The following is a 26,787-nucleotide window of genomic DNA, read 5'->3' as shown; positions in this document are numbered from 1 at the left end:
ATGCTAAAAAGTTAGAGGAAGATCATCATTTTTAGAAAATAGCTATTTTAAAAATAAATAAGTTTGTTATAAATAATAGAAACAAAATAAGCGAGAACAGTAATTAATCATTTTATTTAATTACCGGGGAACTCTATTTCTATATTTGGAGATATTAATAATGAAACAAAATAAACAAACAAAATTGATACACAGCGGACGTCAAGAAATTAAAACTTCTGGTCCCATTAATCCACCAGTTATGAGAGCCAGCACTATTGTTTTTGACTCAATAAAAAGCTGGCGCGATGTGCGTGATCGTCGTGCAACAGAACGTGTATTGAGTTATGGCGCTCGTGGCACCGAAACCGCTTTTGCATTAGAAGCATTAGTGACTGAGTTAGAAGGCGGTCATCGTGCACAGCTATTCCCTACTGGATTGGCAGCTATCGCAGTAACCATCATGGGATATGCGCGTAGTGGTGGACATGTTTTATTTGCAGATTCTGTTTATGAACCTGTGCGTAAAATCGCATCGGCTTTCCTTGAACCCAATAACATTGCTTATAGCTTCTTTAAAACAGATGGTTCAGATTTTGAGCAAAAAATTCAACAAAATACACAGCTTATTTTTGTCGAATCACCAGGATCACTTCTTTATGAAATGCTCGATTTACCTGAGATCTGCCGTATTGCTCATGAAAGGGATATTCCTGTCGGTGTTGATAATACATGGGGCTCTGCGTGGCTTTATAACCCGCTAGAATTAGGCGCTGATGTCTCTGTTATTGCGGCAACTAAATATTTGTGCGGTCACTCTGATGTGATGATGGGCATTATGGTTGCGAATGAAAAAGCATGGGAAAAAATTGGTGCATTACCTGAAGCATTAGGCCAAGCCAGTAGCCCTGATGATGCAGCACTCGTACTTCGCGGAATGAGAACATTAGGTCAACGTATTGCTGCTCATGGTAAATCAGCTTTGGCTATCGCACAGTGGCTAGAAACTCGTCCTGAAGTTGAAAAAGTATGGTTCCCTGAATTACCTAATCACCCTCGCCATGATTTATGGAAACGTGACTGCAAAGGCAGCAATGGTCTATTAACCATTGAATTTAAACAAGAGTTTACCGCAAAACAATCAGAGCAATTTATTGATGCACTTGAACTATTTGGTATTGGTGCATCTTGGGGCGGATTTGAAAGCCTTGCATTACCCGCCAATGTCGTTGGCGCAAGAACAGCGTCTAATTGGCGTGAAGGTCATGGTCCTTTTGTACGTTTACACATCGGCCTTGAGGCAACAGATGATCTCATTGCAGATATTACACAAGCTTTTTCAGCATTAAACCAATAACAAAAAATATTGCATCATTACCGGGGAATTCTCTATGACAGGTTTAATCATTGCCGCGCTGGTAACTGCGTTGGTGGTTTATTTACTGGCGCGAGGTTATAAACCTCAACCAGTATTATTACTCGGGGGCTTGTTGTTATTGCTCCTAACTGCTTCTCTCGACCTTAATCCGTTATTACCTGAAAATAAGACAACTCAATTTAAGTATTTTGATGTCTTTCAAATTTTCACGGATATTATGAGTTCTCGTCTTGCTGGCCTTGGTTTAACGTTAATGGCTATTGCGGGTTTCTCTCGTTATATGGAACACGTAGGCGCAAGCCGTGCTTTATTCGCGATTTTTGAAAAACCATTAAAAGCCATAAAATCACCTTACTTATTATTAGTGATTTCATTTCTAGTCACCCAAATCTTGGTTATTTTTATTCCTAGTCATGCTGGTTTAGGTATGCTGTTAATGGTCACTATGTATCCGATATTAATTCGTTCTGGTATTAGTCCACTTTCTGCTTTAGCCGTTATTGGGTGTTGCCAGTTTATCGACCATGGCCCTGGCTCTGGTAATGTGATTATGGCTGCAAAAACAGCGGATATTGAACCTGCCGTCTATTTTGTTCAGCACCAGTTACCCGTTACTATTCCTATTATTATTGCGGTTGCTATTACTCATTTCTTTATTCAACGCTGGTGGGATAAACGTGAAGGTTTTGTTTTTGACCCAACAACCATTGATGTTGTAAAAGAAGAAGGTAATAAAATTCCACTGTCTTATGCTCTATTACCAGTAATCCCTTTAATTCTGATTATCGGTTTCAGCCCTTTGCTACACCCTTATATTAAATTAGAAGTTACCACGGCAATGATTATTAGTACCGTAATTGCACTTCTTTTCGAATATGTTCGCTTACGTGATGCAAAAGCAGTGATGAATAGCTTTATGCTGTTCTTTGAAGGGATGGGTAAGCAATTTGTCTTAGTGGTCTCGTTAATTGTGTCTGGTGAGTTCTTTGCTAATGGTTTACTTAAAAGTGGTGCCGTCGATACGCTAATTAGTTCTGCTCAAGATGCAGGTTTCGGCATTGCCGCAATGATCATTGTAATGAGTGCCATTCTTGCATTAGCGGCCTTTTTAATGGGATCTGGTAATGCAGCATTCTTTTCATTTGCAGCTTTAACACCAAAAATTGCCGCTTTCTTAAAAGTAGATGTCATTACCTTAATTTTACCAATGCAAATAATGACTAGCTTTGGTCGTACTGTTTCTCCCATTACAGCTGCCATTGTCGCCATTGCAGGTATTGCAAATGTCTCACCTTTCCAAATAGTTAAACGTACTGCCATTCCTATGGCTGTCGCTGCTATTGTGAACTTAGCAATGACATTCTGGTTTTTATATTCCTAATTAAGTTGTGTTACCCCTTGCCCTTAAACTCATTTACTCCTGAGTTTAAGGGGTTTTTTCTTATCATTGACTGTAACCTTTGATTGAAATAATTAACGCCAACACCAACTTTACTCAGGCTATTTATAAAAAATAAATAGCCTGTTTATTTATCTATTCATCTCTTTTTTAACCACTATCATTTGTCGATTAAACTGACTTAGCACTTGTTTCAACTTCATATCTAGATATACTTTTGCGCAACATTCATCTGCAAATGAACATTATGAAAAAAATAATTATTGTTATAATCGCACTACTTGCCTTCGGTTCTATCGGTGGTGTTTTCCTTGCGGGCTTAAATATCTATACACGCTCCACAACCCCCATAGAAACAGAACAAACTCAACCTGAAACATCACCTGCACAGCAATTTCCAGCTATCCCAGACAGCTCACCTTCTGCTAAATAAATGAGGTCGCACCGTGGAATACGATTACTTTGTTACACCCAAATGGCTATTTGAACATCAACATAACACTGATGTTGTGATCCTTGATGTCAGCGCACCTATGCCAACTCAACAGATTGACTATCAAGCACTTTACCTTGAACGTCATATTCCACATGCTCATTTTTTTAATCTCGATGAAATCGCAGATAAAACGACAACATTGCCACATATGTTGCCATCTGATGCGCTCTTTTCAGAAACGCTAACGCAATTAGGTATCTCTAATACCACAACTGTTATTCTTTACGATCAAGGCAACTTATTTTCCGCACCTAGAGGTTGGTGGACATTAACAACTCTAGGTTGTCGTAATGTGCGCATTCTTGCTGGTGGTCTGCAAGCATGGGTTGATGCTGGATTTGCTATAGAACAAGGTGAAGCTATCAAGACACCAGCACAATCTCCATTTGTAGTTGAACGTCACGCTCAACGTTATGCCAATAAACAACAACTTCTTGATAATCTAGCGACAAAGCAAAAACAGATGGTTGATGCACGTTCTGCAGATCGCTTTTATGGTAGAGCACCAGAACCCCGCCCAGGTTTGCGCAGTGGACATATCCCCGGTAGTAAAAATGTGCCTTGGAATGAATTAGTTATAGATGGGCAATTAAAAGATAAAACTGAATTAAAGCAAATATTTGAACAGGCCGGTGTTGATTTATCACAACCCATTATTGTTACCTGTGGCTCAGGTATGACTGCAGCAATTTTATTTTTAGCATTAACCGTATTAGGTTGCCAATCCATCGCACTTTATGACGGCTCTTGGGCGCAATGGGGTGCTGAAAGTGCCCTTCCCTGTGAATGCTGATTTAATCAATCCTCGCTTTAAAAAGTAAACCCGCATTACGCGGGTTTATTATCAATATCTATTTGGTGTGAAGGCATTAACTTGCAAATATTTTTGCAAGATAGAGCACTACAATGGCACCAATCACAGCGACAACAAAGCTACCGAAATTAAATCCATCCACTTTACCTTTGCCAAAGAAGCTACTAATTGCACCACCGACAACCGCACCTACAATACCAAGAATACAAGTCCATATCAGACCAATATCATAAGAGCCTGGCATTAAGAATTTCGCCAAAATACCTGCGATTAAACCAAAGATAATCCAAGCAAGAATTCCCATATTTCCCCCTAAAATAGTCATGATATAAACAACATACCTAAAAAATGTCACTTATTGAGTGTAAGTCGAAAAAGTGATTTTTTCCAATTATTAGAAATAAATTACACAATATTTAGGATAAATAGATGGATTGTTTCTTAATGAATAAAAAAATAGCGCTGATTAATTAGCACTATTTTTTATTGGATAAGATTATTTTTAAACTACAGAGCCTCTATTGCCACTGCAATTTCTGGCGACGTTTTTAATGTTCTAATTTGTCTAAATAACTCATCAGCTTCTGGATACTCTTTGCGTAAATAACTAAACCACTGTTTAATGCGTGATGCATGATAAATTGTCGTATCACCACGCTTTTCTAAACGAACATAGCGCTTTAATAATTCAATCACCTCAGACCAAGGCATCCTTGTCTCTATGCCTTTAACAACACGGCTTAAGTTAGGTGTATTCATTGCACCACGGCCAATCATTATCGCATCACAACCTGTTGTGGCTAAACAGGCCAATGCATCTTCACGGTTCCAAATTTCACCATTGGCAATCACAGGTATTGAGAGCCTTTGGCGAATATCACCAATGGCCTGCCAATTGATTTTTTCAGCATTATAGCCATCTTCTTTTGTTCTGCCATGTACTGTGATTTCTGTTGCACCACCTTGTGCTACGGCATCAGCAATTTCATAACTATATGCAGAAGAATCCCAACCAAGTCTGACTTTTACTGATACGGGCAATTCTAAAGGTACTGCATTACGCATTGCTTTAGTTGCTTGATAAATAGTTTCTGGCTGTTTTAAAAGTGAAGCACCACCACCACTACCATTAACCGTTTTTGAAGGGCAACCACAGTTTAAATCAACACCCCAAGAGCCTAACGATACGGCTCTAAACGCATTTTCAGCCAACCATTGGGGATGTTGTCCTAATAATTGTACTCGCACTAATGTTCCGCTTTTTGTGCGACTTTCTGTATGTAATTCAGGACATAAGCGATAAAAAGCTTTTGTTGGCAGTAATGAATCAACAACACGCACAAACTCTGTAATACAGAGATCGTAATCGTTAATCGAAGTGAGTAATTCTCTCACAAGGGGGTCTAAAACCCCCTCCATTGGCGCTAATAGAACTCGCACTTTTTAACCTCAAAACTCTTTTCTAGCTTTTGACCAAGGGCTTTGATTATCACTACTTTCATCACTTTTACGTGAACGACGAGGCCCTAATTTACCAGTACGTGAGCCATCTTTATTACGGTAGTTTTCTTTGCTTTTATGACGACCGCCTTCTTTACTGCCTTCGTTGTCATTCTCTTTACGAGCATTATTACGATTATCTTTGCCACGAATATCTGCACGTCCATGACCACCGCCACTTCTGCGTGGGGCATTATTTTTTGGCTTCTTATGCAATGGAGCAGCTTTAATCGAAGGATCAGGATCGTAACCATCTAACGCTAAACGTGGAATTTCACGTTTTAATAGACGCTCAATATCAGCTAATAATCCATGCTCATCAACACAAACCAATGAAATAGCTTTACCGGTTGCGGCTGCTCGACCTGTTCGACCAATACGGTGAACATAATCTTCTGCAACTTGTGGTAATTCAAAATTGACAACATAAGGCAGTTGGTCAATATCAAGGCCACGAGCCGCAATATCGGTTGCCACCAGCGCTTTTAATTTACCATCTTTAAAGTCAGCTAAAGCACGAGTTCTCGCACCTTGACTTTTATTGCCATGAATAGCTGCTGATTTGATACCATCAGCATTTAAATGTTCAGCAAGCTTATTAGCACCGTGCTTTGTACGTGTAAAAATAAGCACTTGTGACCAGTTTTCTAAGCCAATTAAATGTGACAACAACTCTGTTTTACGTTTTTTATCCACTAAATGGACATATTGATCAACAGATTCAGCCGCTGAATTTTTTGGTGCAACAGAAATACTCACAGGATTATTTAACAGCGAGTTGGCAAGTCCTGTGATCTCTTTAGAGAATGTTGCAGAGAACAATAAATTTTGACGTTTTTTAGGTAATTTATTGATCACACGGCGAATATCATGAATAAAGCCCATATCTAACATACGATCAGCTTCATCAAGCACTAAGACTTCAACACGAGAAAGATCAACCGCATTTTGATGTTCAAGGTCGAGTAAACGTCCTGGCGTTGCTATCAATACATCAACACCACCGCGCAATTTCATCATTTGTGGGTTAATACTCACACCACCAAAAACCACAAGTGAACGGATTGGCAAGTAACGGCTATAAGCTTTCACATTCTCAGCAATCTGCGCCGCGAGTTCACGGGTTGGCGTTAAAATTAGCGCTTTAACTGGTTGACGACCTTTAGTTTTTTCTGCAGATTGAGCTAACTTTTCCAAGATCGGCAATGTAAACGCCGCCGTTTTTCCTGTCCCTGTTTGCGCACTGGCTAATACGTCTTTACCCGCCAAAATCGGCTCAATCGCCTGTTGTTGAATAGGGGTTGGGGTTTTATACCCTTGTTCATCAATAGCGCGGAGAAGCGCCTCACTTAAACCAAGCGATGTAAAATCGGTCAAAACAGTAGTCTCCTACAACCAGAACGTATAACACGGTGATTGAAATTAAAAATGACGGGCTTTCATGCTGTCAATCTATAGGTATTATTACTCTATAGGTACTATCATTTAGTCGGTAAGACAGTGATGAAAGAGAATGAACCTTGTTAGGTTAACCTAATAACCCCTATTTTAACAGTTTTTGCTATATTCAGAATACAAAAATAATTTTCAATAATAGATAGCGTTTTTTTTATTACAAAACATATTACAAAACACCTTTATTTGATTATTTATTACAAAATTTCCCTATTGTTCAATATCATCTAATATAATACTCCTTGTTATCGCTGTTTTTAATATCATTGGTTTTGTTACATTTTACTTAAGTAAGGTATCTTCTATTATGTCAGAAACCCATCAGAAGACGACTCGTGGTGAACTAGCAAAACGACAATTATTGGAAGCGGCATGTGAGATCTTTGGTAAAAATGGCCCTGATGCCGCCACCACACGCCAAATTGCACAAGCTGCTCAACAAAATATTGCCGCTATCGCTTATTATTTTGGTTCTAAAGAAGGGTTGTATCTCGCCGTTGCACAACATATTGCTGATCTTATCCGTCTTGATTTTGAACCAACCGTTGCCATTATTGACGAATTTCTTGAACAACCCAATCCCACAGAGCATTTACCATTGCTACAAACGCTGATCACAGATAGCTTTTTACAATATGCTCAACTGGTACTTGATAAAGCCAATATTCATATTAGTCGTATCATGGCAAGAGAACAGCTTGTTCCTACCGAAGCGTATTCCCTTATCCACCAGCAAGCATTATCACCACTTTTAACTCGTGTGAATAAATTATTAGCTATCTATATTGGTTTAGATCACACACTTCCGACGACAATGCTACACACTCACGCTATTTTAGGAGAAGTGCTATCATTTCGTTTAGTGAGAGAAACCATTCTAAGACAAACTGGATGGGATAGAATTGGTAAGAATGAATATCAAATTATCTCTAATACTTTAAAAACACATATTACGTTATTACTCAATGGATTAAGAGAGATTTACACTCACCCACATCATGCATAAATAGAGTTATTATGAAAACTAAAAAAATCAGTTTCTTTATCATCTTAATGATTATTATCGGTGTTATTGCAGGTATCTATTATTACGAAGAAAACAAAGAGTCTGAATTAGTACTCTATGGTAATGTCGATATACGTACTGTTAACCTGAGTTTTCGTGTTGCAGGCAAATTAGATTCATTACTCGTTGATGAAGGTGCCCCAGTCAAACAAGGGCAATTGTTAGGAAAGCTTGATGATGCCCCCTATCGTAATGCACTAAATAAAGCTTATGGTGAGCGTGATAGTGCTATTGCTGCATTAGCGTTAATGGAAGCTGGTTATCGCAGTGAAGAAATTGCACAAGCCCAATCTGACGTGTCATTAAAACAGGCAGCTTGGCAATATGCCGACAACTTTTATAAACGCCAGCAAGATTTGGCTAACCGAAAGGTAATTTCAGCCAATGATTTAGATAGCGCGAGAAATAATCGCAATCAAGCAGCTGCGGCCTTAAAAGCAGCCCAAGATAAATTAAATCAATATCAAAATGGTTATCGAAAAGAAGATATTGATGCTGCTAAAGGGCAAGTTATGCAGGCAAAAGCCGCCGTTGCTCAAGCGGAGTTAAACCTTCAAGACACACAGTTAGTCTCACCTTCACAAGGTACAGTATTAACAAGGGCCGTTGAACCAGGCACTATCTTATCTGCTGGTAATCCCGTATTTACAGTGTCTTTGACTAACCCAGTTTGGGTTAGGGCGTATATTAGTGAAACCCACTTAAGTGAAGCAATCCCTAATAGAGAAGTCTATCTCTACACTGATGGGCGCAAAGATAAGCCTTATCATGGCACTATCGGTTTTATTTCACCGACAGCAGAATTTACGCCAAAGAGTGTCGAAACACCGGAATTAAGAACTGACTTAGTTTATCGACTCCGCGTTGTTGTGACGGATGCTGACGATGCATTACGCCAAGGAATGCCCGTGACTTTAAAATTTGCACCCACTCATTAAGTGGGAGGCGAAATGGAACACACTGATTACACTATCGAACTACAAGGCGTTGAAAAACGCTTTACCGGACTAGAAAGCCCGGCGGTTTCTGCATTAACAGCCACCATAACGGGTGGCTCTGTCACAGGTTTAGTCGGCCCAGATGGTGCAGGTAAAACCACATTAATTCGTATGCTTGCTGGGCTATTAAAACCAGATGCAGGTGATATTCGTATTTTAGGAATGGAACCGCAAAAACAAAGCGTGGATGTCCGAGCCATTCTTGGCTATATGCCTCAAAAATTTGGTCTCTATGAAGATTTAACGGTGTTAGAAAACCTTAATCTTTATGCTGATTTAAAAAATGTTATCGGTGAAGAGCGCAAAAAAGTTTATCAACAGTTGCTCTCTTTTACCGATCTCACACGCTTTACCTCTCGCCTTGCAGGTAATCTTTCAGGAGGTATGAAACAGAAACTGGGACTAGCTTGTACTTTGTTAGGTAGCCCTAAAGTCTTGCTACTTGATGAGCCAGGCGTCGGCGTTGATCCCATTGCACGCCGTGAGCTTTGGCAAATGGTACATGCCTTAGCCAGTGATGGTATGTTGATACTGTGGAGTACCTCTTATCTTGATGAAGCAGAACAATGTAAAAACATTCTCTTACTTAATAAAGGAGAGTTACTTTATAGTGGTATTCCACAAGACTTAACAGCGAAAATGGCAGGTCGTTCTTTTCTGCTTGATGTTGAAGGCCATCAGCGAAGAAAAGTATTACAACAAGCTATTATTCAACCCCAAGTGACAGATGGTGTTATTCAAGGACAATCGGTTCGTTTGATATTGAAAAAACAAAGTAATCAATCCGAATTACTCAACGCCCTGGGTAAACCTGATGCTAAACTTATTCCAGCAACACCGCGCTTTGAAGATGCTTTTATTGATTTATTAGGAGGTGGTCCTTCTCATAAATCTGAATTAGCTGAAATTATGCCTCAAATCCCTCCCGCCCCCAATGAGACCGTTATTGAAGCACAGCAACTAACCAAAATGTTTGGTCAATTTGCGGCAACCGATCACGTTGATTTTCAAGTTAAACGAGGTGAAATTTTTGGGTTATTGGGGCCTAATGGTGCAGGAAAATCGACAACCTTTAAAATGATGTGTGGTTTATTAGTTCCCACCAGCGGTAAAGCGCTGGTATTAGGTATGGACTTAAAAGAGAGCTCAGGTAAAGCTCGCCAACATTTAGGTTATATGGCACAAAAATTCTCACTTTATGGCAACCTTAAAGTGGGACAAAACTTGAAATTCTTCTCTGGTGTTTATGGCTTACACGGCAAACAACAGCGAGATAAAATCAACGATATGATAACTGCCTTTGGTTTACAACCAATGGTAAATCAAATCACTGAAACCTTACCTTTAGGTTATAAGCAGCGCCTTGCTCTTGCATGCTCATTGATGCATGAACCCGATATTCTCTTTTTAGATGAACCCACATCAGGTGTTGATCCCTTAACACGACGAGAATTTTGGCTACATATTAATGGCATGGTTGATAAAGGAGTAACCGTAATGGTGACCACTCACTTTATGGACGAAGCAGAATATTGTGATCGTATTGGTTTAGTTTATCGCGGAAAAATTATTGCTGCAGGAGAACCAGATTCGCTCAAAAAAATGGTTGCCAGCGACGATAATCCAACACCTTCAATGGAAGATGCGTTTATAGGTTTAGTGTTGGATTACGATAAAAAACTTGAACGTGAAAATGATAAAGGGAGCGAAAAACATGCGTAATTCAGCTCAATCCTCTCATGCCCGTTTTTCTTGGCGACGTTTGTTCGCGTTATGTTTAAAAGAAACAAAACAGATCACCCGTGATCCCAGTAGCGCCCTCATCGCTTTTGTGATCCCCCTCACTTTGTTGTTTATTTTTGGCTACGGTATTAACTTGGATTCGAGTAAGTTAAATATTGGCATTTTGACTAATCAACAAAGCCAACCTGCACAAGAGCTCGTTTACACTTTTACCAATTCACCGTATATCAACGCAACTATTAGCGATAATCGACAATTATTGATCGATAAAATGCAAGCAGGACAAATTCGGGGCATTGTGGTTATTCCTGTGAACTTTGCTGAATTACTGACCCGACAAGACACCCAAGCACCCATTCAGGTGATCACCGATGGCAGTGAGCCTAACACTGCAAACTTTGTACAAGCCTATACCAAAGGGGTTTGGCAAATCTGGCTACAACAACAAGCTATCAGCAAGGGGATTGATACTACACCACTAATTGAAGTAGAACCGCGCTATTGGTTTAACCCTGCAGCAATTAGTCAGCACTATATTATTCCGGGGGCCGTTACTATTATTATTACCGTTGTCGGCGCAATTCTCACTTCGTTAGTAATAGCTCGTGAATGGGAACGTGGCACAATGGAAGCCTTACTTTCAACCCAAATCACACGTACCGAGCTCTTACTTTCAAAACTTATTCCTTACCAAGTTTTAGGCAGTTTTGTCATGGTACTGTGCATGGTGGTAACCGTCTTTGTGTTAGGAGTACCTTATCGAGGATCACTTTGGATTTTAGGGGGGATCACCTCGCTCTTTTTAGCCACTGCCTTAGGTATGGGATTACTCATTTCAACACTGACTCGCAATCAATTTAATGCCGCCATGATCGCCCTAAATGCTGCCTTTTTACCTGCGATTATGTTGTCGGGTTTTGTGTTTGAAATTGATAGCATGCCATTTTTTATTCAGGTGGTGACTTATTTCATTCCTGCACGTTATTTTGTCAGTAGCTTACAAACGCTATTTTTAGCAGGCGATATTCCATTGATATTAATATTAGATATGTGGTTGCTGATCGTTTCTGCCCTATTTTTTATTGGCTTAACTGCATTAACAACACGACGTCGATTAGATTAAAGGGAGAGTATTTATGTTTTATCGTCTTCTCACCCTAATAATGAAAGAGCTACAGTCATTATTACAAGAGCCTCAGACTCGTATTATTTTGATATTACCTGTTATCTTTCAAATGATCTTATTTCCTTTTGCCGCAACATTAGATGTTACCAATGCCTCTATCGCAATTTTTGATGAGGATAATGGTAAACAATCTATTGAGTTAACCCAACGTATTGCCAAAGCGAGTGCATTTTCTCAAACATTATTACTAAAAAATGAACATGAAATAAAAGAGACCATTGATAATCGTAAAGCTCTTTTGTTGGTTCGGTTTCCACAAAACTTTAGTGCTAATTTAGAAAGCCAAATCCCTGTTAAATTGCAATTAATCTTAGATGGACGAAATTCTAACAGTGCGCAAATTGCAGCTAATTATGTACAACAAATCGTACAAAATTATCAAGCTGAATTAGCAGGGCATACACCGTCTTTACTGAATAAAACAGAACTTATTGTTCGTAATTGGTATAACCCAAATTTAAATTATAAATGGTTTATTGTGCCCTCATTAGTAGCATTGATTATCACCATTGGCGTGATGATAGTCACTTCACTTTCTGTTGCTAGAGAGCGAGAGCAAGGTACCTTGGATCAACTACTAGTTTCCCCTCTATCAACATGGCAAATTTTTGTGGGTAAAGCGGTTCCGGCAATGGTTGTTGCCGCCATTCAAGGCTCTATTGTATTGATTATAGGTATATTTTGTTATCAAATACCCTTTTCAGGTTCATTATTATTGTTTTACTTTACCATGCTAATTTATGGTTTATCGCTGGTGGGTTTTGGATTATTAATATCAGCATTAAGTTCGACACAACAACAGGCTTTTATTGGTGTTTTTGTGTTTATGATGCCAGCCGTTTTATTATCAGGTTATATTTCTCCCGTAGAAAACATGCCAGTTTGGCTACAACATGCCACATGGATAAACCCAATTCGTCATTTCACCGATATTACAAAACAGATTTACCTTAAAAATGCAGATATCACAGTAATATGGCACAGTTTATGGCCTTTATTAGTGATTACAGCAGGCACAGGCTCCTTTGCGTATTATCTTTTTCAAAGGAAGATTGCTTAAAATCTGTACTTTGATAACTAACTCTAATAGACTGATCCCAAAGAAAAAAACCAATAGGCATGCAATATGCAAATCAGTAAACTACGACTTGAAAATTATGGTGTTTTTACTGATGCTGAATTCACGCTAGCAACAAAAGAGGGTAGCGAGGACGGTTCTAATATTACAGTGTTTATTGGTAATAATGGTTCAGGTAAAACCAGTATTTTAGATGCGATCGCAACAGGTTTGAGTTGGTTTGTAGCAAAGTTGGAAAATAAAGAAGCTAAAGGTAATTTTGCAAACAAATCTAAAATAAATTTATCAGCAAATTACTGTTCTATTTCTTTTGAAAAAAGAAACCAATCATTTGTTAGCCCCAATAAAGTTATTCCATCCATGCATCCAGATGATTTATCTTTAAAACTAAAAACCGTACGTAATGCTATTGAAGATGATAATAATCATAATAAATGCGAAGACTCAGATATAATCTCTTTTACCACACATTTTCGTGGTGCTCTGGTGCCAATATTAAAATCTAAAAGAAATTTTCCTATTGCTGCCTACTATGGTGCAACTCGCCATACTTATGACTCAACAATCAATAGTGCAATTCAGCCTAATAATAGCCATCAATTTGACATTTTATCCGCCTATAAAGGGCTTTAGAGGCTAAAACAGATTATGCTGATTTCTTTGCTTGGCTTCGTTATCGGGAAGATGTAGAGAATGAAACGGCTCCTCACACTAGCATTATGAAGTTGCTAGAAAAACATACCGATGTAAACAGTGAAATCTATCAAAGTATGTTGGCTGAGCAGAAAAAACTGCAAGATAAAGCACTAACTGCTGTACGTGAAGCCATTAAAATTTTCTTATCTGATGATAGTTCTGCGATTGAAAATATCTATATTGAGCGTACGCCCGATCTTTCCATGAAAGTGGTAAAAGACGGTATACATTTCTCTATTGATCAACTCTCTTCCACTCACTCCACTTATGGATGAATGTGAGACTGAATTAAAGTTTTCAATTAGTGGTAGAGTTAATGGTGTAACTTCCCGTGCTGAAAAGGCAATTGAAATATTAAATTTAGGCTCTAGCACTCATCCCAATAACTTATTAATCAATAAAAGAAAAAACGCTATTGAGCAAATCCTCTTTATTAATAGAATTAATCCTAGTGAAGGATTAGAAGATGACGATTTACTTAATGATTTAATTGTAGAGCTAGCAAAGCCTAATGATGATGGAAAACTAGAAAGTTTTTCACCCATTATTATCAATATATTGAAACAGCGATTAGATTAACGATAAGGGTATTTTTATGACTCCTTTTATTTCTGGTATTAACATTCTCTTTGTTGCGGGTTTTGGCCCAATTACTCGCGATAATGCACAAAGCCAAACATTTTATAAAGATGTGCTTAATCTGCCATTAAAACCAATGGAAGGTAACAGTGATTATTTATCGATATCAGAAAGTGAATTAAAAGGCGTTCAACATTTTGCACTGTGGCCTTTAGAGCAGGCAGCTATGTCTTGCTTTGGCAAAAATAAATGGGCTGACTCTCTGCCAGTGCCACAATACTGGGTTGAATTTGAGGTGGAGGATATTGATAGTGCAACTCAAACTTTAAAACAAAAAGGCTATCAATTGTTAGTTGATAATCATGTTGAACCTTGGGGACAAACAGTTACTCGCTTATTGAGTCCTGAAGGCGCTTTAATCGGTTTAACTATTACACCTTGGTTGCGAGATAATTAAACTTTATTCTATTTAAATTGTGTGCAACAGAAAAATTCTCTTAACAAAAACACAAAAAAAATCCCACAACTTATAAAGTTATGGGATTTATTTTTTATGCTGTTTTTAAACTACGTTTATCCGCAGATACCGTTAAAATTAACGACGATCGCCTAAAATACGCAGTAACATTAAGAACAGATTGATGAAATCTAAATAAAGCGTTAATGCACCCATAATTGAGTAACGGCGCATATTTTCTTTATCTTCTTGATTAATCTCATTACCCATGTCTTTTAATTTTTGTGTGTCGTAAGCAGTTAAACCTGCGAAAATTAACACACCTGCGTAAGAGATAACCATGCTCATCATTGAGCTTTGCATAAAGATATTAACGATAGATGCAATAATGATACCGATAAGCCCCATAAACAGGAAGCTACCCATCCCCGTTAAGCTACGCTTAGTGGTGTAACCGTAAATGCTTAATGCACCAAACATTGCCGCACAAATAAAGAATGTGCTCGCAATTGAAGATGCAGTATAAAGCAGTAATACACTTGAGATAGTCACACCCGTTAGCACGGAATAGAGCATAAATAATGAGGTTGCCATTGCGCCACTCATTTTATGGACCATACCTGATAACACGAAAACTAACCCTAATTGAGCAATGATCAGACCAAAGAAGACGATCTTGCTTGAGAAAATCATTGATAATAATGCTTCGCTTGATGCAACGTAAAATGCAACAAACGCAGTTAATAGCAGACCTACAGTCATCCAACCATAAACCTGAGCCATAAAGGTTTGTAGGCCAGAACCTGTGCGCTGTACGATTGAATCATTTGAACGTGAAAATCGATCCATGATGATTACCCTTTAATCATAGTGATAACGTTAGGTTTAACGATAACGTTTATTTCAGTAAAGAGCCCATTATGGACTCATTAGAATTTAATTTTATCACACTGATTTTACATTTCCATGAAATAAACCGTATGAAATGTCATCACAAAATAAATTTAGGTAAAGTAATGTAGCGATTAATTGAGCGTAATGATTTATTCCCAACGCTCGGCTGAATCATAATCACTTTGACGCGCATCGACCCATCTATTTTTATTTTCAGAGAGCCCTTCTTTTTTCCAAAATGGCGCGCGTGTTTTTAAGAAATCCATAATAAATTCAGCAGATTCAAACGCGCTATTACGATGGGAACTAGTGACCCCCACAAACACTATTTCTTCACCAATATTCAATGTGCCCACTCGGTGAATAACACTGACTCGTTGTAAAGGCCAACGACCTCGTGCTTCATTAACAATATCATTAAGCGCCTTTTCAGTCATACCTGGATAATGTTCAAGTGTGAGCGTACTTACTTCATCCCCTAAATTGTGATTACGCACTTTCCCTGTAAAGGTCACAACTGCGCCATCACTGTCACACTCAGAAAGCCATTGGTATTCATCACCAACACTAAAATTTTCGGTTTGTACTGAAATACGAGTTGATGCGCTCATTTTATCCTCCTGTAACAGGTGGGAAAAAGGCGATTTCATCACCATCATTAATAATGTGAGAACCTTGAACAAAGGATTGGTTTACTGCCGAGAGTAACTTGCCATCTTCTAACGCCAGTAACCAACGTTCACCTTTGGTAATTAATGCCTTACGCAAATCGTCTACTGTGTGGTATTCACAATCTAATTCAAGAGAATCAACACCGACTAACTCACGGACTTGAGCAAAAAAGAGAACTTTAATCATGCTTCCACCTTAAAGTGACCAGATTTGCCACCTGTTTTTTCTAATAAACGTACAGGCCCTATCACCATATCTTTTTGAACCGCTTTACACATATCATAAATCGTTAACGCAGCTACCGATGCCGCAGTTAATGCTTCCATCTCAACCCCTGTTTTACCGGTTAAACGACAAACAGATTCAATGCGTACACGATTAGATTCAGTGAGTGCTTCTAAACGCACTTCAACTTTAGTTAATAACAGCGGATGACATAACGGGATTAATTCCCACGTTCTTTTTGCTGCTTGAATACCTGCAATTCTTGCTGTCGCAAATACATCACCTTTATGGTGTTTACCTTCGGTGATCATACTTAATGTTTCTGCTGACATTTCAACAAAGGCTTCAGCACGCGCTTCTCGCACTGTTTCAGCTTTAGCGCTAACATCTACCATGTGAGCTTCACCGGCAGCATTAATATGAGTTAGTTGAGACATGCACAACTCCTGAAATTAACGAAATAACAGAGCGAAAAACTACCCACCAATAACAGATAAGTTCGGTGTAATACCGCTATCACCTTGATGAAGAAAATGGGTTTCTCGTTTATGAAGAAGGCCACCCTGAATACGCTGTTGTAATGCCTCTTGTTGACTATCATCAGCAAGTAGGTCACGTAACGGAATACCATTTTCACCAAATAGGCAAAGATGGAGATTACCAATAGCTGAAACACGTAAACGGTTACAGGTTAGGCAAAAGTCTTTCTCATAAGGCATGATCAGACCAATTTCACCTTGATAATCAGGATGGGTAAATACTTGAGCAGGCCCGTCACTACGGGCGCGAGGAATTTGTAACCAACCTTCATTGAGTAAGCGCTGGCGAATAACTTCACCAGACAAATGAAAGCGGTTGAAAATATCACTACCGTCACCAGTTTCCATTAATTCAATAAAGCGCAGCTGAATAGGCCTATCTTTGATCCAATTAAGAAAATCAGGAAGATTTTTATCATTCACATTGCGCATCAACACAACGTTAACTTTGACTTTTTCGAACCCTGCGGTAAATGCAGCATCAATACCTTCCATCACTTGGCTAAATTTATCTTGTCCAGTAATAGCGTGGAATTGACGAGGATCGAGACTATCAACACTCACATTAATCGCACTCAAACCCGCGTCACGCCATTGTGCAACATCTCGTGATAAACGATAACCATTGGTTGTCACTGCGATTTTTTTAATTGCGGCATTATCTTTGATTGTCGCGATAATATCAGTAAAATCGCGGCGCATTGTCGGTTCACCACCCGTTAAGCGGATTTTTTCTGTCCCTAATGCGGCAAAAGATTGTGTCAGTCTGCTGATTTCATCTAATGAAAGAAATGATTTATGACCGTTAGGCTTATAACCATTAGGCAGGCAATAAGTACAACGGAAATTGCACACGTCTGTAATTGAAAGACGTAAATAGAAAAACTTGCGGGAAAACGCATCAACGAGTTGTTGCATAATAACACCTTTCCAAATCGGGAGATGCAGACATTTCTACCTTGCACCCTGGTGACTTGCTTCGTCACGGCCAGAACATCATATCTTGTCAATACACGACTTAGACGTTAAGGCTAGGAGTTTATCTTTACCTGTTTTTCACAGGTTTCTAATACCTATATATTTATTGTGGATTCTACCTGCTAATTATGTAAAAAGCGAATAATGTTTTCGCTATATAATTTATAATACAACGACTTACAACACTTTAGTCACGCTAATAACATAAACAAAAACACTTTCATTGGTTAAATATTAGGCTACCAAAAGTGAAATTAAACTAGGAATGTGATGAAATCACGTCGTGATCATAGGCTTAAAATTTAATTGTGATAAATTAGCGGCAAATTTTTAAAGATGAGTAGAACAAATATGCGAAATCGCACGCTAAGTGATTTAGATCGTGTTGTTGCCCTTGGTGGTGGTCATGGCCTTGGACGTGTGCTTTCAGCACTCTCCTACTTAGGCTCTCGCCTTACTGGTATTGTCACAACAACAGACAATGGCGGTTCTACTGGCCGTATTCGTCAAGAAGAAGGCGGCATTGCATGGGGTGATATGCGCAATTGTATTAATCAATTAATTACTGAGCCTTCTGTTGCTTCTGCAATGTTTGAATACCGTTTTTCTGGTACAGGTGAACTGGCTGGACATAATTTAGGAAATTTAATGCTAAAAGCGTTAGATAACTTAAGTGTTCGACCTTTAGAAGCGATTAATCTTATTCGTGGATTATTAAGAGTCAATGCGCATCTTATTCCTATGTCTGAACAAGCCGTTGACCTAATGGCAATAGACGACCAAGGTAATGAGATTTATGGTGAAGTTAACGTTGATATTTTGCCTAAGATCCCACAAAAACTTGATCTTTATCCTAAAGTACCAACGACAAGAGAAGCCATTGAGGCCATTGAGCAAGCGGATCTTATCTTAATTGGCCCTGGTAGTTTTTTTACCAGTTTAATGCCTTTGTTATTATTGCCAGAGCTTGCACAAGCATTACGCCGCAGCAGTGCAACAACAATTTACATTGGTAATTTAGGCAAAGAATTAAGCCCTGCGGCTGCCAGTATGACGATGTCTGATAAAATTGCCATGATGGAGAATTATATTGGTTTACAAACAATAGATGCGGTGATTATTAGCCCTGAAACACAATATGAATCGATGAAAGGTCGATTAATTGTACAAGCTCAATTGGAAGCCAAAGATATTCCTTATCGTCACGATCGCCACTTATTAGGTAAAGCTATTGAGTTAACACTGCAGCAATTAGGGCAACGTAACACATCAGCTCAAGCCGTTAAATAAAATTCAACACCTAACTTAACAGCCTAATTTCACTAAACAAACCGCATCTGTAATAAACAGAAAATGCGGTTTGTTTGTTGATAAAAACGTAATATTACTATTGGTTTTCAGCGCATTATTAACTATTAAGGTGTTTTAACGTAATACGTTGGCTGATGGTTTCTTCAATTTCAGAAAGTGTCATTGGTATGTCGTTTTTCATTAAACCGAGGCCAGCCACAGTTCGAGAGAAAGATGTTAAATCCAATGGCGGTAAATCCATTATCCAGTTTTCTTCTGTTGCCAACGTGTCTTCTGCATTAAGAATATTTTGTATAACATCCGTAAAAGCTTGATGAGAAGAAACCCAATCTTGATCACCACTCGCCCAAAACCAACGCGCCGCAATAAAGTTTTTCCACATATCTTCCCAGCCATCGTAAATTCGACGTAACATTGAGGCACTCATTAGTGACCATGTTTGTGCTTCTTGCTGGGTAATATAACCTTGCTGACACCCTTCTAAACAGAGCTTGTTAAAACGGCAGAGATCCCAAATAAGATATTTCACATGTTGAATATTCATGCGATTAGTGCTCATCATATCGATTTGCCATAAACGCTCGTTTTTATCATGTTCTGTTAACTCTGAAAGCAAAATATCATTTTTTAATGATTGAATATCTTCCTCTTTACCTTCTAAAATCTGATCGCGCAATTGGTAAAAATCATTGGTATGGCCTTGGGTGAGTAACCAAAACAGTTGATAGACTAAATCCCAACGATCGTTAATTCCCCAGCCTGCAGATAATCCACCATCATCTTTGCCTTGGTCATACTCGTTATATGCCCATTCATTCATCACAGCGTAAGGTGCTGCTACATATAATCCCCATTCATGAGGTAATAATTGATCTGTTGTATTTTCTGCCTCAGATAAAATGGGCTCCTGCCCTGCTGTTGATGGTTTTGATAATTCACTATCTTGTACAGCAAATTTGCGTAACCATTTAAAAAGCAAAATAAGAAGAATAACACCAATAATGACCCCTGCAGAGCCGGGAAACCCTGCATAAACATAACCACTCATTCACTGTCCTTAATATCTTTTTTATCTTTGTAAATAATTGACGCTTGTTTGTGGTGATATTTAAACAGTTGAACGCCATTAAGGGAATATAAAACTAGGGAAAAAGTGAAAGATAAAAGGGAAAAAGGGATAATCCGGAGTAAATATACAGATATCCCTTTATTGTGTTGGTTTAAATTCTATTATTAAGAGTTCGCAATAAATTGAGCACGCAACGCTTGTAGTTTATCTCGCGTACTTGCGGCTTTTTCAAACTCAAGATCTTTGGCATGTTGGTACATTTCAGCTTCTAAACGCTGGATCTCTTTTTCCAATTCAGCAGTCGATAATAGTGGGTAATTTTCATGAATATCTTTTGCTTTATGCCCTTTCTTGTTACGACCTTGAGAAGGCTGACCAATCTTAAGAATATCCCCCACTTTCTTGTTTAACCCTTTAGGTACAATGCCATGTTCAAGGTTAAATTGTTGCTGTTTCTCACGACGACGTTCAGTTTCACCAATTGCTTTCGCCATTGAGTCCGTAATTCTATCGCCATATAAAATTGCTTTACCTTCAAGGTTACGAGCCGCACGACCGATAGTCTGAATTAATGAACGCTCTGAACGCAAGAAACCTTCTTTATCTGCATCCAAAATGGCCACCAAAGAGACCTCTGGCATATCCAACCCCTCTCGGAGTAAGTTGATACCGACTAATACATCAAACTCACCAAGGCGCAAATCACGAATAATTTCAACACGTTCAACAGTATCGATATCAGAGTGTAAATAGCGAACTCGCTCACCATGCTCTTCTAAATATTCTGTTAAATCTTCTGCCATCCGTTTTGTTAATGTGGTAACCAATACACGTTCATTTTTCTCAGCACGAATGCGAATTTCAGAAAGCAAATCATCAACTTGTGTAGCAACTGGTCGCACTTCAACAATCGGATCAAGTAAGCCTGTTGGTCTTACAACTTGTTCGACAATTTCATCACCTGATTTTTCAAGCTCATATTTACCCGGTGTTGCTGAAACATAAATTGTTTGTGGGGCCAACGCCTCAAACTCTTCAAAGCGCAATGGTCGATTATCAAGGGCCGAAGGTAAACGGAAGCCATATTCAACTAGGGTTTCTTTACGAGAACGGTCGCCTTTATACATTCCGCCAATTTGTGGAATGGTAACGTGTGATTCATCAATCACTAATAGACCGTTAGCAGGAAGATAATCAAACAGGGTTGGAGGTGGCTCACCGGGGCCTCTACCTGACAGATAGCGGGAATAGTTTTCGATACCAGAGCAATACCCCAGTTCATTCATCATTTCTAGGTCAAATTGGGTACGCTGTGTCACGCGTTGCTCTTCTACAAGTTTATCGTTAGCTAAAAGCACTTTACGTCTTTCTGCGAGTTCTTTTTTGATTTCTTCCATCGCTTCAAGAATACGCTCGCGGGGAGTGACATAGTGCGTTTTAGGGTAAACGGTAAAACGAGGCACATTGTAGTGAATTTGCCCAGTTAAAGGGTCAAACAGTGAAAGACGTTCGACTTCTTCATCAAATAATTCAACACGTAAAGCGTAATCATCTGATTCAGCAGGGAAGATATCAATAACCTCACCACGGACACGAAATGTCCCGCGCTGAAAAGCTTGATCATTGCGAGTATATTGTAAATCAGCGAGACGACGCAAAATTGCACGTTGGTCGATTATCATACCGTTTGTCAGGTGAAGCATCATTTTTAAATAACTATCAGGATCACCTAAACCATAAATCGCAGAAACGGATGACACTACAATCACGTCTTTACGCTCTAATAGGGCTTTAGTGGCAGACAGACGCATTTGTTCAATATGTTCGTTAACTGAGGCATCTTTTTCAATAAAGGTGTCAGAACTTGGTACATAGGCTTCTGGCTGATAATAATCGTAATAAGAAACAAAGTATTCCACTGCATTTTCAGGAAAGAATTCTTTCATTTCACTGTAAAGCTGCGCTGCTAAGGTTTTATTTGGCGCAAGCACCATCGTAGGCCGATTTAAGTTGGCTATCACATTAGCAATAGTAAAAGTTTTACCTGAACCAGTTACCCCTAAAAGGGTTTGATGTGCAAGCCCATCGTCTAATCCTTCACAAAGTGAAGCTATAGCCGTAGGTTGATCACCACCAGGCTTAAATTCAGAATGCAGTTTAAAAGCTTTGCTCATATTTTCTTCTCCTCGCTGACACTCCTTATGATACTGGATAAAAATCCAGCTTCAATCTCTATCTACTAAAATTTATCTGAATAATTAGCATAAGTTATCCCCAGTTTTAGAACTGGAATTTTTTCAAAAAGCAAGCCCCTATTTTGTGAATTATTCAAAGAGACACGTCAACAACATTCGCTCTATTGATTTTATTTAATTAATTGATATATAAGAATTAAAAATAAAAGTTGAGAATAACGCCAATCTTTAGCAATGCCTTGTATTCTCTCTATTCAGAGTATTTTTATAATGGTAATACACAAGGTTATCCACAGGAATAGTGGATAACTACACAAAGTTGTTATCTCTCGGTAGGTTACGTCTTTTTTTCCAGCTTAAAATATCCCTCAAAATTGGCAAAATTTATTTTTTTTATTTTTTTATTGGCATAAAAAATAGACTTTTATCATTTACCCAATAATGGCTTATCAATCTAGTTTTAAACAAGAAAGATCGAGGTAAGGTGTAAAATTATGCTCTTTTACTTCATTTAAATAGGGTATTTTGCCTAAAAACGGTGCTTCAATATGCTGCTTTAATGTTGCCAGATATTCCTTCTGATATCGCCCTGCGGGTTCAACCTCATTGGCAACCCAACCCGCCAATGTTAAACCAGATTGAATAATTGCTTGTTGCGTTAATAACGCATGATTAATACAACCCAATTTAACACCTACCGTTAAAATAACAGGAAGCTGTTCATTAATAACCCAATCAGAAAAAAATTGTTTTTCTGATAGTGGCGTAAACCAACCACCAGCCCCTTCAACTAAAATCCAATCAGCCTGCTGTTTTAAGTACGATAAACCTTCTGACATTACATTAAAATCAATAGGCTGATTCATTTCATCACTGACAATATGAGGCGATGTAGGTGTTTCAAAACAGTAAGGATTAACACGGTGATAATCTAACTTTACCGTACTGAATTTTTGCAATGTAAGTGCATCTGAATTACGTAAACCTTCATTTAGCCACTCACTTCCTGAAGCAACTGGTTTATAGCCCGTGGTTTGATATCCTTGATGCGCAGCACATTGTAACAGTGCACTACTTACCACGGTTTTACCTACTTCTGTATCTGTACCTGTTAAAAACCATGTCTTAGTCATGTGATATTTTTCCTATAACAATTTGATAAGTAAGTAAATACTTACCTAATTCTGTTTTCCACACCTTTTCTAGTGCACGAAATTTCTGTCGTGTCATTAACCCTTTTTGTCGATCACCCTGCACAAAATTGGCACCAACTCCCTTCAAAGAAGTAAAGAGCGCATGTAATGAGTCATATTGTTCTGTGACAGTTTCAATAGAAAATTGACAATGAAAACCACGACACGCTTTCTCAATATCGTGAAGCGATAAAAAAGGATTAACATGGGGATGTTTATCAAGAGATTGCCAAGCATCTCTGACTTCTTGCAGTGTCAATGTAGTGAGTGTTGAGAAATAAAGTGCACCTTTTTTATTTACTGCTTTCATGAGTGAGTTAATCGCAACGGATAAATCATCACACCATTGCATCGCTAAATTACTAAACACGATATCCACACTTTGTGACGTAATTGCACAATGTTCTATATCACTTTGTAGATAACCATCTGCCCGTTGTTGTTGTTTTGCCACTTGTAGCATCCGATGTGATAAATCAAGTGCAATAACAAACTTGCCTTGCTGTTTCCATTTTTGGCTGAAATACCCTGTTCCACATCCTGCATCTAACACAATATTGCCACTATCATGACGTGCTAAATCCATTAATTTATTACCACTGTAGCGCTGAATATTAGCGTGATTATCGTAATGAACAGCGGCTTTACCAAAGGTTTGAGCTATACGTTGTTTATCTGTTTTGACTAAAGAATGCATGAAGCGTCTCGATTAACAGCTTAATATCTGAAAGGTGATGGCGAGTGGTTAACGTTATTCGTAAACGTGCACTATGAGGTGGAACTGTAGGTGGAAAGATAGCTTTTACCCAAAGCCCTTTAGATTGCAGATAATCTGAAAGTGTTTGGCATAATTGCTCATCACCAATAATTATTGGCTGAATAGCGGTTTGTGAAGACAATAATTTAATAGGAAGTGAAATAACGCCTTGCCGAAAGGTATCAATTAATTGTTGAAGATATTCCCGTTCATTATTCGCTTGCTTAATAACATTCAAAGCAGAGTTTAAGGCTATAGCTTGTGCCGGTGGCATTGATGTACTGTAAATAAGATGACGAGCATATTGTTCAAAAAACTCAGCTGTTGGCTTATTACAAAGCACAGCCGCCCCACTGACACCAAAAGCCTTACCAAAAGTCACCACTAATAGCTCAGGTTTGATACCCGCTTCATCACAACTACCTCGACCTTTTTTACCTAAAACACCAATACCGTGTGCGTCATCGACCATTAACCATGCATCATGTTGTTGGCTTATTGTTGCTATTTCTGTTAATGGTGCTTGATCTCCATCCATGCTAAATACCCCTTCTGTAACCACCAAGGTTTTACTAGCCGACGTTTTGTTAAGTCGTTGAGATAAAGAGTCAGAAGAGTTGTGTAAAAAACGCCATAATGTGGCGGGTGATAATACGGCGGCTTCCATTAACGAGGCATGGCATAGTTTATCCGCAATGATAGCATCGTCTTTTTCAAGTAATGCTGAAATAACACCTTGGTTAGCGCTATAGCCAGATGAAAATAACAATGCATTATCGTAACCCAGCCAATCTGCGAGATGCTGTTCTAATTGCGCATGAGCTTGTGTAAATCCAGTGATATGCCCTGATCCACCGCTACCTACACCGTACTCATCAGCACCTTGTTGCCATGCTTTAATAACGTCTGCATGCTGGCTGATGCCTAAATAATCATTGCCGGAAAAATTAAGGTATTTTTCACCGGATGTGGTGATCAAAAAGCGTCCCTCCGCCTGTTTGATCACTTTGCGTTTTCGCCATAATGGCGTATTTCTACGCCCATTAAGTTGTTTATCTAAATAGGTTTGCCAGCTCATTACAGTGCCGCGTTATAAAATTGTTCAGTGTCTTTATTGGCAACAGCTTGTATCAAAGCTTCTTCTTGCTGATTGTCGCCCATAGATACTGCTAATCGTTCAGGATTTAAGCCTAATTTACGGAATAACTGGTGATCTTTATCTTCGGTTGGATTGGTTGTTGTTAATAATTTGCAACCATAGAAAATAGAGTTCGCCCCAGCCATAAAGCAGAATGCTTGTGTTTGTTCACTCATTTGCTCACGCCCTGCCGAAAGACGCACGTAAGAGCGAGGCATCATGATACGGGCAACGGCGATAGTACGAATAAAATCAAAAGGATCGACATCTTCATTATCAGCTAATGGCGTACCTTTGATTTTGGCTAACATATTAATCGGCACACTTTCTGGAGGTTGTGGCAAATTGGCTAGTTGCACCAACATTGCAGCTCTGTCTTTAACTTCCTCGCCTAGCCCTAAAATTCCGCCAGAACACACTTTAATACCGGCATTACGTACTTTATCAAGCGTATCTAAGCGATCTTGATAGGTACGTGTTGTCACGATACTGCCGTAAAATTCAGGTGAAGTATCAAGGTTATGGTTATAAAAATCCAACCCAGCATCTGCTAAGCGGTTAGCTTGTGAATCATCTAACTTGCCCAAAGTCATACAAGTTTCCATACCTAATGCTTTGACTTCTTTCACCATCTGTTCAAGATAAGGCATATCGCGTTCATGAGGATTTTTCCAAGCGGCTCCCATACAAAAACGCGTTGAACCCGCTGCTTTCGCTTTTTTCGCAGATTCAATCACTTGCTGCACTTCCATTAAACGCTCTTTTTCTAATCCCGTTTTATAGCGCGCACTTTGAGCACAATATTTACAATCTTCAGGACAAGCCCCTGTTTTAATAGAAAGCAAAGTACTCACTTGGATCTGTGAAGGGTCAAAATGTTGACGATGCACTTGTTGTGCTTGAAAAACCAAATCTAAAAATGGCATATCAAACAATGCTCTGGCTTCTTTTAATGTCCAGCGTTTTAGTGTGCTCACAATACAATCTCCTGT

At 38.8% G+C, this 26,787-nt stretch carries 28 protein-coding genes and 1 riboswitch; of the genes, 14 read left to right on the top strand and 14 right to left on the bottom strand.

The window, feature by feature from the left end:
* The first annotated feature begins 160 nt into the window (after positions 1-160).
* From metC to sseA, 4 genes are all read left to right on the top strand, one after another.
* Positions 161-1,336: a cystathionine beta-lyase gene (metC, locus tag DK866_RS16025; RefSeq protein WP_109409698.1), complete on the top strand. Its 1,176-nt coding sequence runs from the start codon at positions 161-163 to the stop codon at positions 1,334-1,336.
* A gap of 34 nt (positions 1,337-1,370) precedes the next feature.
* Entirely contained in the window at positions 1,371-2,738 is a 1,368-nt protein-coding gene (dcuC, locus tag DK866_RS16020; RefSeq protein WP_072070545.1) for a C4-dicarboxylate transporter DcuC, read from the top strand.
* A gap of 265 nt (positions 2,739-3,003) precedes the next feature.
* A complete protein-coding gene (locus DK866_RS16015) occupies positions 3,004-3,189 on the top strand; it encodes a hypothetical protein (RefSeq protein ID WP_109409697.1) in 186 nt (61 codons plus the stop codon).
* A 13-nt stretch (positions 3,190-3,202) separates the two neighbouring features.
* Positions 3,203-4,045, top strand: coding sequence for a 3-mercaptopyruvate sulfurtransferase (sseA, locus tag DK866_RS16010; RefSeq protein WP_109409696.1), 843 nt, complete (start codon positions 3,203-3,205; stop codon positions 4,043-4,045).
* Positions 4,046-4,121: 76 nt separating this feature from the next.
* Here sseA and DK866_RS16005 read toward each other — a convergent pair whose 3' ends face one another.
* The 3 genes from DK866_RS16005 to rhlE all read right to left on the bottom strand — a co-directional run bounded on the left by DK866_RS16005 (position 4,122) and on the right by rhlE (position 6,943).
* Positions 4,122-4,370: a GlsB/YeaQ/YmgE family stress response membrane protein gene (locus tag DK866_RS16005; protein WP_036938310.1), complete on the bottom strand. Its 249-nt coding sequence runs from the start codon at positions 4,368-4,370 to the stop codon at positions 4,122-4,124.
* A 203-nt stretch (positions 4,371-4,573) separates the two neighbouring features.
* Entirely contained in the window at positions 4,574-5,506 is a 933-nt protein-coding gene (gene dusC, locus DK866_RS16000; RefSeq protein ID WP_109409695.1) for a tRNA dihydrouridine(16) synthase DusC, read from the bottom strand.
* 9 nt (positions 5,507-5,515) lie between these two features.
* Positions 5,516-6,943 carry an ATP-dependent RNA helicase RhlE gene (rhlE, locus tag DK866_RS15995; RefSeq protein WP_109409694.1) on the bottom strand — a complete coding sequence of 476 codons (1,428 nt, stop codon included), beginning with the start codon at positions 6,941-6,943 and terminating at the stop codon, positions 5,516-5,518.
* Positions 6,944-7,328: 385 nt separating this feature from the next.
* Here rhlE and cecR point away from each other — a divergent pair, with 385 nt between their 5' ends.
* From cecR to DK866_RS15950, 9 genes are all read left to right on the top strand, one after another.
* Positions 7,329-8,027, top strand: coding sequence for a transcriptional regulator CecR (cecR, locus tag DK866_RS15990; protein ID WP_109409693.1), 699 nt, complete (start codon positions 7,329-7,331; stop codon positions 8,025-8,027).
* An 11-nt stretch (positions 8,028-8,038) separates the two neighbouring features.
* On the top strand, positions 8,039-9,025 hold the full coding sequence (gene hlyD / locus DK866_RS15985; protein WP_109409692.1) for a secretion protein HlyD: 987 nt from the start codon (positions 8,039-8,041) through the stop codon (positions 9,023-9,025).
* Between the two features lie 12 nt (positions 9,026-9,037).
* Positions 9,038-10,807 (top strand): ATP-binding cassette domain-containing protein, encoded by a 1,770-nt coding sequence (locus tag DK866_RS15980; protein ID WP_109409691.1) that lies wholly within the window; start codon positions 9,038-9,040, stop codon positions 10,805-10,807.
* Positions 10,800-11,951: an ABC transporter permease gene (locus DK866_RS15975; RefSeq protein WP_109409690.1), complete on the top strand. Its 1,152-nt coding sequence runs from the start codon at positions 10,800-10,802 to the stop codon at positions 11,949-11,951. The genes DK866_RS15980 and DK866_RS15975 overlap by 8 nt, the downstream gene beginning before the upstream one ends.
* 13 nt (positions 11,952-11,964) lie before the next feature.
* Positions 11,965-13,074 (top strand): ABC transporter permease, encoded by a 1,110-nt coding sequence (locus DK866_RS15970; RefSeq protein WP_109409689.1) that lies wholly within the window; start codon positions 11,965-11,967, stop codon positions 13,072-13,074.
* A 66-nt stretch (positions 13,075-13,140) separates the two neighbouring features.
* A complete protein-coding gene (locus DK866_RS15965; protein ID WP_109409688.1) occupies positions 13,141-13,725 on the top strand; it encodes an AAA family ATPase in 585 nt (194 codons plus the stop codon).
* 86 nt (positions 13,726-13,811) lie between these two features.
* Positions 13,812-14,063 carry a hypothetical protein gene (locus DK866_RS15960; protein ID WP_109409687.1) on the top strand — a complete coding sequence of 84 codons (252 nt, stop codon included), beginning with the start codon at positions 13,812-13,814 and terminating at the stop codon, positions 14,061-14,063.
* Entirely contained in the window at positions 14,056-14,367 is a 312-nt protein-coding gene (locus DK866_RS15955) for a hypothetical protein (protein ID WP_109409686.1), read from the top strand. Before DK866_RS15960 ends, DK866_RS15955 begins: the two co-directional genes overlap by 8 nt.
* Before the next feature lie 16 nt (positions 14,368-14,383).
* Complete coding sequence (locus DK866_RS15950; protein ID WP_109409685.1) at positions 14,384-14,824, top strand: VOC family protein; 441 nt, start codon at positions 14,384-14,386, stop codon at positions 14,822-14,824.
* Between the two features lie 138 nt (positions 14,825-14,962).
* Here DK866_RS15950 and DK866_RS15945 read toward each other — a convergent pair whose 3' ends face one another.
* The 5 genes from DK866_RS15945 to moaA all read right to left on the bottom strand — a co-directional run bounded on the left by DK866_RS15945 (position 14,963) and on the right by moaA (position 18,072).
* On the bottom strand, positions 14,963-15,673 hold the full coding sequence (locus DK866_RS15945) for a Bax inhibitor-1/YccA family protein (RefSeq protein WP_072070555.1): 711 nt from the start codon (positions 15,671-15,673) through the stop codon (positions 14,963-14,965).
* Positions 15,674-15,867: 194 nt separating this feature from the next.
* The gene (gene moaE, locus DK866_RS15940; RefSeq protein ID WP_109409684.1) at positions 15,868-16,329 is read right to left on the bottom strand and encodes a molybdopterin synthase catalytic subunit MoaE; all 462 of its coding nucleotides are present in this window, start codon (positions 16,327-16,329) and stop codon (positions 15,868-15,870) included.
* 1 nt (position 16,330) lies between these two features.
* On the bottom strand, positions 16,331-16,576 hold the full coding sequence (moaD, locus tag DK866_RS15935; RefSeq protein ID WP_109409683.1) for a molybdopterin synthase sulfur carrier subunit: 246 nt from the start codon (positions 16,574-16,576) through the stop codon (positions 16,331-16,333).
* Complete coding sequence (moaC, locus tag DK866_RS15930; protein WP_072062889.1) at positions 16,573-17,052, bottom strand: cyclic pyranopterin monophosphate synthase MoaC; 480 nt, start codon at positions 17,050-17,052, stop codon at positions 16,573-16,575. Before moaC ends, moaD begins: the two co-directional genes overlap by 4 nt.
* Positions 17,053-17,091: 39 nt before the next feature.
* A complete protein-coding gene (gene moaA / locus DK866_RS15925; RefSeq protein ID WP_088493379.1) occupies positions 17,092-18,072 on the bottom strand; it encodes a GTP 3',8-cyclase MoaA in 981 nt (326 codons plus the stop codon).
* Positions 18,062-18,204: riboswitch (molybdenum cofactor riboswitch) on the bottom strand. It overlaps the preceding gene by 11 nt.
* 279 nt (positions 18,205-18,483) lie before the next feature.
* Between moaA and yvcK the strand changes: the two genes are divergently transcribed.
* Complete coding sequence (gene yvcK, locus DK866_RS15920) at positions 18,484-19,422, top strand: uridine diphosphate-N-acetylglucosamine-binding protein YvcK (protein WP_109409682.1); 939 nt, start codon at positions 18,484-18,486, stop codon at positions 19,420-19,422.
* Positions 19,423-19,540: 118 nt separating this feature from the next.
* Here yvcK and DK866_RS15915 read toward each other — a convergent pair whose 3' ends face one another.
* The 6 genes from DK866_RS15915 to bioB form a co-directional block, all read right to left on the bottom strand.
* Positions 19,541-20,491, bottom strand: a complete 951-nt coding sequence (locus DK866_RS15915) for a DUF1266 domain-containing protein (protein ID WP_109409681.1) — start codon at positions 20,489-20,491, stop codon at positions 19,541-19,543.
* A gap of 185 nt (positions 20,492-20,676) precedes the next feature.
* Positions 20,677-22,686, bottom strand: coding sequence for an excinuclease ABC subunit UvrB (gene uvrB / locus DK866_RS15910; protein WP_109409680.1), 2,010 nt, complete (start codon positions 22,684-22,686; stop codon positions 20,677-20,679).
* Between the two features lie 470 nt (positions 22,687-23,156).
* Entirely contained in the window at positions 23,157-23,840 is a 684-nt protein-coding gene (bioD, locus tag DK866_RS15905; protein WP_109409679.1) for a dethiobiotin synthase, read from the bottom strand.
* The gene (gene bioC, locus DK866_RS15900) at positions 23,833-24,597 is read right to left on the bottom strand and encodes a malonyl-ACP O-methyltransferase BioC (protein ID WP_109409678.1); all 765 of its coding nucleotides are present in this window, start codon (positions 24,595-24,597) and stop codon (positions 23,833-23,835) included. Before bioC ends, bioD begins: the two co-directional genes overlap by 8 nt.
* The gene (bioF, locus tag DK866_RS15895; RefSeq protein WP_109409677.1) at positions 24,572-25,735 is read right to left on the bottom strand and encodes an 8-amino-7-oxononanoate synthase; all 1,164 of its coding nucleotides are present in this window, start codon (positions 25,733-25,735) and stop codon (positions 24,572-24,574) included. Before bioF ends, bioC begins: the two co-directional genes overlap by 26 nt.
* Positions 25,735-26,772: a biotin synthase BioB gene (gene bioB / locus DK866_RS15890; protein ID WP_072070563.1), complete on the bottom strand. Its 1,038-nt coding sequence runs from the start codon at positions 26,770-26,772 to the stop codon at positions 25,735-25,737. The genes bioF and bioB overlap by 1 nt, the downstream gene beginning before the upstream one ends.
* Between the last annotated feature and the right edge of the window lie 15 nt (positions 26,773-26,787).

The sequence above is a fragment of the Proteus genomosp. 4 str. ATCC 51469 genome (assembly GCF_003144375.1).
Lineage (GTDB): Bacteria > Pseudomonadota > Gammaproteobacteria > Enterobacterales > Enterobacteriaceae > Proteus.
Note: the sequence above shows the minus strand (reverse complement) of the source record. Positions and strands in the feature narration are given on the sequence as shown.